7 protein-coding genes are annotated in these 9,050 nt (G+C 35.5%); 6 read left to right on the forward strand and 1 reads right to left on the reverse strand.

Annotation, left to right across the window (positions count from 1 at the left end; translation table 11 throughout):
• Positions 1 to 8 precede the first annotated feature (8 nt).
• The 3 genes from CS063_RS12910 to CS063_RS12920 all read left to right on the forward strand — a co-directional run bounded on the left by CS063_RS12910 (position 9) and on the right by CS063_RS12920 (position 2,594).
• Entirely contained in the window at positions 9 to 1,142 is a 1,134-nt protein-coding gene (locus CS063_RS12910; RefSeq protein ID WP_099450121.1) for an SCP2 sterol-binding domain-containing protein, read from the forward strand.
• Positions 1,143 to 1,206: 64 nt separating this feature from the next.
• Positions 1,207 to 1,623 carry an HIT family protein gene (locus tag CS063_RS12915; RefSeq protein ID WP_099450122.1) on the forward strand — a complete coding sequence of 139 codons (417 nt, stop codon included), beginning with the start codon at positions 1,207 to 1,209 and terminating at the stop codon, positions 1,621 to 1,623.
• A gap of 26 nt (positions 1,624 to 1,649) precedes the next feature.
• The gene (locus tag CS063_RS12920) at positions 1,650 to 2,594 is read left to right on the forward strand and encodes a stalk domain-containing protein (RefSeq protein ID WP_099450123.1); all 945 of its coding nucleotides are present in this window, start codon (positions 1,650 to 1,652) and stop codon (positions 2,592 to 2,594) included.
• Positions 2,595 to 2,650: 56 nt separating this feature from the next.
• Here CS063_RS12920 and asnB read toward each other — a convergent pair whose 3' ends face one another.
• Positions 2,651 to 4,498 carry an asparagine synthase (glutamine-hydrolyzing) gene (asnB, locus tag CS063_RS12925; RefSeq protein WP_099450124.1) on the reverse strand — a complete coding sequence of 616 codons (1,848 nt, stop codon included), beginning with the start codon at positions 4,496 to 4,498 and terminating at the stop codon, positions 2,651 to 2,653.
• A 293-nt stretch (positions 4,499 to 4,791) separates the two neighbouring features.
• Here asnB and CS063_RS12930 point away from each other — a divergent pair, with 293 nt between their 5' ends.
• The 3 genes from CS063_RS12930 (at position 4,792) to CS063_RS12940 (ending at position 8,909) form a co-directional block, all read left to right on the forward strand.
• Positions 4,792 to 5,943 (forward strand): NAD(P)-dependent malic enzyme, encoded by a 1,152-nt coding sequence (locus CS063_RS12930; protein WP_099450125.1) that lies wholly within the window; start codon positions 4,792 to 4,794, stop codon positions 5,941 to 5,943.
• Positions 5,944 to 5,958: 15 nt separating this feature from the next.
• Positions 5,959 to 7,017: an undecaprenyldiphospho-muramoylpentapeptide beta-N-acetylglucosaminyltransferase gene (locus tag CS063_RS12935; protein ID WP_099450126.1), complete on the forward strand. Its 1,059-nt coding sequence runs from the start codon at positions 5,959 to 5,961 to the stop codon at positions 7,015 to 7,017.
• A gap of 281 nt (positions 7,018 to 7,298) precedes the next feature.
• The gene (locus CS063_RS12940) at positions 7,299 to 8,909 is read left to right on the forward strand and encodes a CTP synthase (protein WP_099450127.1); all 1,611 of its coding nucleotides are present in this window, start codon (positions 7,299 to 7,301) and stop codon (positions 8,907 to 8,909) included.
• Positions 8,910 to 9,050: the final 141 nt, after the last annotated feature.

Genomic DNA, 9,050 nt, shown 5'->3' on the forward strand with positions numbered 1-9,050 from the left:
ATAAGACCATGCAAGTTACAATATTACTCGCTCAACTAGGCTCTGCTCATTTAAATCAAGGTCTCACAATTATTAGTAAGGTACTTAGGGAATTAGAGGTTCGAGTTAATACGGTCGATCTTACAAAACTAGCTTATTTTAATGGGGAGCGTACAAAAGAAACCAATGAGTTAATGGAGCAAATTAAAGAGAGCAGAGGGATAATAGCTCTAACAAGTGTACCTATGCTATCGCTGCATGGGGCAATGCAAACCTTCTTTGATAATGCTACATTATATGATTCTAGCTATTTTAATGCCCCTATTTTAGCAATAACCTATAGTGAGTGGTTAGGAGAAGTAGAGGCAGCAGAACGTATTTTAAAGATGTGGAATGTACTAGGGGGGAATGAAGGTACAAAATTCTGTATGAATAAGGGTGTAGCTTTTGAAGAAATTAAGGAGCGTATTGAAAGAGTAGGAGAAGATTTTTATCGTGCTATGAAGCAAGAAAGAGGAAGCATGCTTTCTAGTGAAAGGCTTCTCTACATGTATTTAAAAAATGGACAAGGCTTAAATAGTTTAAAAGGTGGACAAAGTATACAAGAAATCGTTAATGAGCAAGAACAGCAGGTTGTTAAGGAAGATAAACAAGAGATAAAAAGCTTAACAGATATTTTGAAAAGAGAAAGTAACACAGTTAATCTATCAACGAAAGAACAGACTATTAAGGAGATTACTACGTTACTAAAGCAGCAAGTTAACAGGGACGAAAAAGAAGATAAGGAAGAGTTTAGAGCTATACAAACAGGTATATATAAGAGACCTAATCTCTATCAGCAACAAAATACATTTTCTAGATACCTTCATCAAATTCCCCATTATTTTATTGCTCAATATGATAAAGACCTTAGTTTAGTGGTTCGTTATACTATTACAGATTCTAATGAAAAAGGTTTTATTCTGATACAAAATGGAGATTGCCAATATATGGAAGAAGGTGACTTCACACCTACGGTGGATTTGACAATGTCAGAGCAGACCTTAATAGATTTAATGAAAAAACGTATGACCTACCAAAAAGCCTTTATGTTAGGTAAATTAAAAGTGAAGGGTAATTTTGCAATATTGCCTAAAATTGATCAGATTTTTACCACTATGTAAAGAGAAGGTAGGAGGACATATACCAAGTTATATGTGAAGTAAACAAAAGAAAAGGAGAATAAAAATGGAAGAAAACTGCATATTTTGTAAGATTATTAAAGGAGAGATTCCTTCATTTACTATTTATGAAGATATATATTTTAAAGCGATTTTAGATAGGGCACCAGCTAACTTGGGGCATACTTTAATATTACCTAAGAAACATGCGCAAGATATTTTTGACTTGCCTGAAGAAGAAGCACAAAAGCTTTATCCATTAGTGAAGAAGCTAGCAATACAGATTAAAGAGGCTGTAGGAGCAGAAGGTATAAATATTGTACAAAATAATGGAGAAGCTGCAGGACAAAGTGTAGGACATTTTCATATTCATATAGTACCTCGTTATAAAGAAGATGGAGTAACGCTAAATAAGACAGCTCATAGTGAAATAACAATGGATGAACTAAAGGGAGTATGTGAAAAAATGATAAGTAGGGGATAAAATATAAGTAATTAGGGGGACAAAGAATGAAGAAGAGACAAATACTAAGTGTTATCTTATTTGTTTTATTTTTAAGTACAAGTACATGGGCAAAGGCAACGATTACTTTAACTAATGCAGTAGTAACAACAGCTAAAGATACAATTTTAGAAAACCCAAATTGGTTAAAAATAGAATTAGAAGATCAAGTGCCTACTTCAGGAGCCATATTTTTTATTCATATTACGAATAGTGAATGGCAAGTACCTACTACTTCTACACCTATTACATGTGAGCAGGGTCCTAGTAAAGGTAAAATGATAGGAAATTATAAAAAAAATAGTAATAAAGAGGTACAAGTAAATCTTTATGGTTCAGGGGATTTGCAGTCAGACCAAGCAGTAGCTCAAAGGGGGGATGTATTTAAAATCCCACTTTATGTCAAAACAACAGGTGGAGAAGCAAGTGTGTTTATAGACAGCAACGGTTCTATTGTGTATGATCCAACAATAGCAGCTTTTGGACAGAGAGATATTTCTCAAAGGCAAGAGTTGCCTATTAAAGAAGAAATGAGGTCAGATAAAGAAGAAACTTCAAATAAAAAAGAGATTTGCTTTACAATAGGGGTTAATAAATATACGGTAGCTGGTGAAGAAATAATTATGGAAGGAGCCCCTTATTTAGTTGATGGGCGTACCATGATCCCACTTCGCTATTTGGCTAATAGTTTATCTATTTCAGATGAAGCTATTCAATATGAAAAAGGTACAATTATCCTTCATAAAGGAGAGGAGATGCTAGAAGTAGCTATTGGGAGTAAGGAACTTAAAGTAAACGGTAAACTTAAGTCTACCATGCTTACAGCACCTGTGTTAAGAGAAGGTAGAACTTATATCCCAATTGCTGAAGTCAGCTCTTTGTTTGGTATTGAAGCAATATGGGATAATAGGCAGCAAACAGCCACTTTCTTTGTAAAAAATGAATTGAAATAGGGATATATAAAAAAACTCGACTCTTTAATAGGAGCCGAGTTTTTTGTATAAGAAGATTAAGCGCTTAAACTATTTAAATCATTGAAGTATTCGCTATACCATACCAGAAACATAAATACTGTCCAAATTTTACGGCTATTATCTGCTTTATCTGCACGATGCTCATCAAGGAGAGCAATAAGACTCTCAGTGTGGAAGTATTTATTTGCACAGGGGCTGTTAAAGGCAGATTTAACAACATTATAATATTTATCTTCCTTAAGCCAAACTCGAATAGGGACAGGAAAACCCAGTTTTTTCTTGTTGGCTACTGCAGGTGGTAAATTGCGTTTGGCAGCTAATCTCATAGCATATTTAGTGTTTTCTTTATTTACCTTGTATTTCACAGGAATGCGAGAAGCTACTTCAAATACCTTTTTATCAAGGAAGGGGACACGTACTTCTAGAGAGTTTGCCATACTCATTTTATCTGCTTTAAGAAGAATATCACCAGAGAGCCACATATGCATGTCTAAATACTGCATTTTAGTAACATCTTCTTTGTGTTTAACCTTATCGTAGATGGGTTTAACTAAGTCAAAAGGATTAGGTGCAGAGGTTTGCACTTTGAGGAGCCTTTTACGCTCTTCTTCTGAGAACATATAGGCATTACCTACGAAACGTTCTTCTAAATCTTTACTTGCACGAACAAGGAAGTTCTTACCTTTAAAGCTAAAGGGAAGAGAAAGCGCTATTTGAGCTAAAAATTTACGAAGCCCTTTAGGCAATTTACGATAAGCTGCTGAATCCAAAGGTTCTTTATAAATATTATATCCTCCAAAGAATTCATCAGCACCTTCACCTGAAAGTACTCCTTTAACGGTTTTACTTGCTAACTCGCAAACAAAGTATAAGGCAACTGCAGCAGGGTCAGCTAAAGGCTCGTCCATATAATACTGTACCTTAGGGAGCACCCTCCAGTATTCTTCAGGAGTAATGATTTTATTATTATTGGGGATATTAATTTCTTTTGAAAGTTCTTCAGCATAGCTAATCTCATTATACTGCTCATTGGCAAAGCCTACAGTAAAGGTATGGTCTCCGTTAAAGCAACTTGCTACATAACTTGAGTCTACGCCACTAGATAAAAAGCTCCCTACTTCAACATCACTGATTTTGTGTGCTTCAATAGATTCTTTCATTTGGGCATCAATAGCATCAACATAATGTTCGAGAGACTCTTCTGTTTCATTAAAGGTAGGTTCCCAATAACGCGTGATGGTAAGCTTACCTTCTTTGAAAAGGAAGTAATGAGCGGGAGGAAGTTTGAATATACCTTTAAAGAAGGTTTCCGGTAAAGCAGAGTATTGGAAGGTGAGATAAGTTTCTAGAGCTTCTTCGTTTAATTCTCTTTTTACAGCAGGATGTTCTAAAATAGCTTTGATTTCAGAAGCATAAACAAAGTTATTATTATCTGTTAGAGTATAATAAAAAGGTTTGATGCCAAAAAAATCTCTTGCTCCAAATAAAGTTTTAGTTTCCTTATCCCATAGGACAAAGGCAAACATTCCTCTTAAATGATCGAGAAGCTTTGTACCATATTCTTCGTAGCCATGAATAAGGACTTCTGAGTCCGTGTGAGTCTTAAAAATATGACCAGCCGCAATAAGTTTTTCTCGAATGGACTGGAAATTATAAATTTCGCCATTATAGGTGAGAACATAGCGACCATCCTCATTATAAAGAGGCTGAGCACCAGCTGCTAAATCTAAAAAACTAAGGCGTCTAAAACCCATACTGATGGTAGTATCGCTGTATTTTCCAGAGCTATCTGGACCACGATGGGCAATACGATCCATCATACTATTTAAAATAAAATCTTTATTATCTAAACTTGTATCTACAAAGCCACAAAATCCACACATTATGTAAGCCCCTTTCTCAAAATATACGCCCTAACTTTAACACATTTACGTCTCAAAATCAATGATAGGGGTATACACACTAGTCATAGTATTGCCTTATGGAAGGATAATAAACAGGTTCTATTAAATAAAAGATGTTTAGTTGCAAGGGACTTATAGATACAAATAAAAAGAGTTAGATAGCTTAATAGGATGAAATATTTGGAGGAGATGCTGCAATGATTATTGCTTAAAAACGTTAGGAAGAGTATTATTAGTGTAATAGAATTTGGTAAACAAAGGAGATATTAAGGATGAACTTAAGGGAAGAAGCACTGAGTAAACATGAAGAGTGGCAAGGGAAATTAGAAGTTGTTGCAAAAGCTAAAGTAGATAATAGCAAAGATTTATCCATTGCCTATACACCTGGTGTAGCAGAACCTTGTAAAGAAATAGCAGCCAATAGGGAAAATGTATATAAATATACCATGAAAGGTAATACTGTAGCAGTTATATCTGACGGAACAGCTGTACTTGGTTTAGGAGATATTGGACCAGAAGCAGCCATGCCTGTTATGGAAGGAAAAGCAGTATTATTTAGAGAATTTGCAGGGATTAATGCTATACCTATTTGTATTGATACAAAAGATACAGAAGAGATTATTACATTTGTTAAACAAATTGCACCGACCTTTGGTGGAATCAATCTTGAAGATATTGCAGCACCCAGATGCTTTGAAATTGAAGCAAGGCTAAAAGAAGAGCTCAATATCCCAGTATTTCATGATGACCAACATGGTACGGCTATTGTTGTACTTGCAGGGATTATTAATGCGCTTAAGGTAGTCGGTAAACAAAAACAGGATGTGAAAGTTGTTGTGAATGGGGCAGGATCAGCAGGGTTAGCAATTACAAAGCTTCTATTAAGCTATGGTTTTGAAAAAGTTATTGTAGTGGATAAACTAGGTATTCTAGAAGAATCAGAAGAGTGGATGAATTGGGCACAAAAAGACATCAGCAAAAGGACCAATAGAGAACATCTTAAGGGAACTTTAAAGGACGCACTTCTTCAAGCAGATATTTTTATTGGTGTATCCGCACCGAATATTGTTTCCAAAGAAATGATAGCAAGCATGAATGAAAAAGCAATTGTTTTTGCCATGGCAAATCCTACACCAGAAATTATGCCAGAACTTGCAAAAGAGGGAGGGGCTTTAGTCGTAGGAACGGGACGTTCAGATTTTCCTAATCAAGTGAATAATGTCCTTGTTTTTCCAGGAATTTTTAAAGGAGCACTTATGGCTAGAGCTACACAAATTACAGAAAATATGAAATTAGCAGCAGCAGAAGGTATTGCCAGTATGATAGAAGAAGGGGACTTAAGTCCAGAAAACATACTCCCAAAACCATTTGATAAAGGGATTGCAGATAAGGTGGCAAAAGCTGTTATAGATTCTATGAAATAAAAGGAGGAGTTCAACTTGAAGACTATTGTACTAACAGGAGGCGGCACAGCAGGCCATGTAACCCCCAATATTGCTTTGTTACCTAAGCTAAAAGAAGAAGGTTGGGATATACGTTATGTAGGGAGTCACACAGGAATAGAAAAACAGCTTATTACTAAAGAAAATATCCCTTACTATGGGATAGCTTCAGGGAAACTTAGACGTTATATTTCTTTAGAAAATTTTAAAGATCCCTTCAAAGTAATAAAAGGTTACTTGGATGCGTACAAGATTTTAAAAAGACTCAAACCACAAATTGTTTTTTCTAAAGGGGGATATGTTACAGTTCCAGTTGTACTAGCAGCAAATACTCTTCGTATACCAGTTGTTATTCACGAATCAGATATAACTCCAGGCCTTGCTAATAAAATTGCCATAAAAGGTGCCAAAAAGGTTTGTGTAAACTTTGAAGAAACCCTTCAATATGTGGGGAGAAAGGGGGTTTATACAGGTTCACCTATTCGAGAAGAACTTTTTAAAGGAAATAAAGAGGAAGCAAGGAAGCTTTGTGGCTTTAAAGAGTCGAAGCCTACCCTACTTATGATGGGAGGCAGTTTAGGCGCGAGAAAGCTAAATAAAGTGCTTAGAGAAGCACTTGGAGAGTTACTTCCTCACTATAATATTGTGCATATTTGCGGTAGGGGAAACTATGATACAAAGCTTGAAGGTCGAGAGGGGTATAAGCAATTTGAGTATGTAGATAAAGAACTTCCTCATCTTTTTGCCTTAGCAGATGTAATGCTTTCTAGGGCAGGGGCTAATAGCCTTGCAGAGATTGTAGCTCTTCACATCCCAAGCTTACTTATTCCTTTATCGCAAAAAGCCAGCAGGGGTGACCAAATTCTTAATGCGTATTCTATGAAAAAGAAAGGATATGCAGCTTGTCTTGAAGAAGAAGAACTAACATCTAGTAAGCTTGTTCAGGAAATTGAAAAACTTTACAGTGAACGTAAAAACTATATTACAGCCATGGAACAAGCTACAAAAGTAAAGAGTATTGACAAGGTGCTACAAGTGATAAAGGAAAATTGCTAAAAATAAAACAGTATGAACAATAAAAGGGACTGTTTCAAAACAGACCAAGGCAAGCTAAAAGGACATTGCTATGGGATTTGTAACAGTTCCTTATTTATTGGAAAAGGTATAAAGCTGCCACTTATTGTTAGATGAAAGAATAAGGCATAAAAAGATTTTCAAAGACAAAACCTATTAAAAAAGGATATCCAACGTCTTTACTTGACAGTAGGTTCTTTTAATAATAAAATAAAAAGGTTGATAATGAGAAACGATAAAACAAATTGGTTGAGGTGAAAAAAATGGCGACAAAATATATTTTTGTTACAGGAGGAGTTGTTTCAGGCTTAGGTAAAGGCATTACAGCTGCTTGTTTAGGAAGACTGCTAAAAGCAAGAGGGAAAAAAGTTACAATTCAAAAGTTTGACCCTTATATTAATATTGACCCAGGTACGATGAGTCCTTACCAACATGGGGAAGTATTCGTTACTCATGATGGCTCAGAGACTGACTTAGACTTAGGACATTATGAAAGATTCATTGACGAAAAATTAAATAAATACAGTAATGTAACGACAGGTAAAATTTACTGGTCTGTTTTAAATAAAGAACGTAAAGGGGATTACTTAGGAGCAACCGTACAAGTGATTCCCCATATTACTAATATGATTAAGGATTGTGTCTACCGTGTAGGAAATACAGGCGAGACCTCAGATATCGTTATTACCGAAATAGGTGGTACGGTAGGGGATATCGAAAGTTTACCTTTTTTAGAAGCAATCAGACAAGTTTCAACAGAGGTAGGTAAAGAAAATGTACTTTATATCCATGTAACCCTTATACCTTACTTGAGTAAAGGTGGGGAAATGAAAACAAAGCCTACTCAGCATTCTGTTAAAGAACTCCGTTCAATAGGGATTCAACCAGATATTATCGTGTGTCGTACAGAACAGCCAATTTCTGATGACATGAAATATAAAATTGCATTATTCTGTAATGTAGATAAAGACTGTGTTGTACAAAATTTAGATGCAGAAACACTTTATCAAGTGCCTCTTATGTTAGAAGAGGAAGGTCTTGCAAAAATCGTATGTAGAAAGTTACATATTGATGCGCCAGAACCAGAGCTAACAGAATGGAAAGCCATGATTGAAAAAGAAAGAAATAGGAATAAGGTAACGAAAATTGCTCTTGTAGGTAAATATGTAGAACTTCATGATGCCTACCTATCGATTGTAGAATCTCTTCATCATGCAGGCATTTATCATGGGTCAGAAATTGATATTGACTGGATTAATGCAGAAACAGTAACTCATGAAAATGTAGATGAAATATTAAAAGGTGCAGATGGTATCTTAGTACCAGGCGGATTTGGCGATAGAGGGGTAGAAGGTAAAATTGAAGCTGTACGTTATGCAAGAGAAAACAAAATCCCCTATTTTGGCATTTGCTTAGGTATGCAGTGTGCTGTTATTGAATTTGCAAGACATGTAGCAGGTCTTGAAGGAGCTCATAGTTCAGAACTTTTACCAACAACCAAATATCCGGTTATAGATATTATGCCAGATCAAAAAGATATAGAAGATATGGGGGGAACTATGCGTCTTGGTGCATACCCCTGTAAACTTGAAAAAGCAAGTAATGCTTACAGTGCCTATAAGGAAGACCTAATTCAAGAAAGACATAGGCATCGTTATGAGTATAATAATCAATATAGAGAACTTTTAACTTCAAAGGGTCTTAAAATTGCAGGAACTTCACCTGATAATCGCTTGGTAGAAATTGTAGAGATTGAAGAGCACCCATGGTTTGTTGGTGTTCAATTCCATCCAGAATTTTTATCAAGACCTAATAGACCACATCCACTGTTTAAAGATTTTGTAGGTGCAGCTTTAAACAAACAAAATGCTTAGTTGAGGACTAGAAGAAGTATAAAAAGTAGCTAGATTAAAATTTGATGTGACCCCAATAAGTTAGACTTTTTTGCGTAGTAGTTTTTAACTGCTACGCAATTATTTTATGCTGCCAAGAGACTGAGCCTATATTCTACAGGA

The sequence above is a fragment of the Sporanaerobium hydrogeniformans genome (assembly GCF_002735925.1).
Classification (GTDB): Bacteria; Bacillota; Clostridia; order Lachnospirales; family Cellulosilyticaceae; genus Sporanaerobium; species Sporanaerobium hydrogeniformans.

Coding starts and splice junctions, on each gene's coding strand:
- CS063_RS12930 (WP_099450125.1), top strand. CDS start 4,792: ATGAACTTAAGGGAAGAAGCACTGAGTAAACATGAAGAGTGGCAAGGG.
- CS063_RS12910 (WP_099450121.1), top strand. CDS start 9: ATGCAAGTTACAATATTACTCGCTCAACTAGGCTCTGCTCATTTAAAT.
- CS063_RS12920 (WP_099450123.1), top strand. CDS start 1,650: ATGAAGAAGAGACAAATACTAAGTGTTATCTTATTTGTTTTATTTTTA.
- CS063_RS12915 (WP_099450122.1), top strand. CDS start 1,207: ATGGAAGAAAACTGCATATTTTGTAAGATTATTAAAGGAGAGATTCCT.
- CS063_RS12940 (WP_099450127.1), top strand. CDS start 7,299: ATGGCGACAAAATATATTTTTGTTACAGGAGGAGTTGTTTCAGGCTTA.
- asnB (WP_099450124.1), bottom strand. CDS start 4,498: ATGTGTGGATTTTGTGGCTTTGTAGATACAAGTTTAGATAATAAAGAT.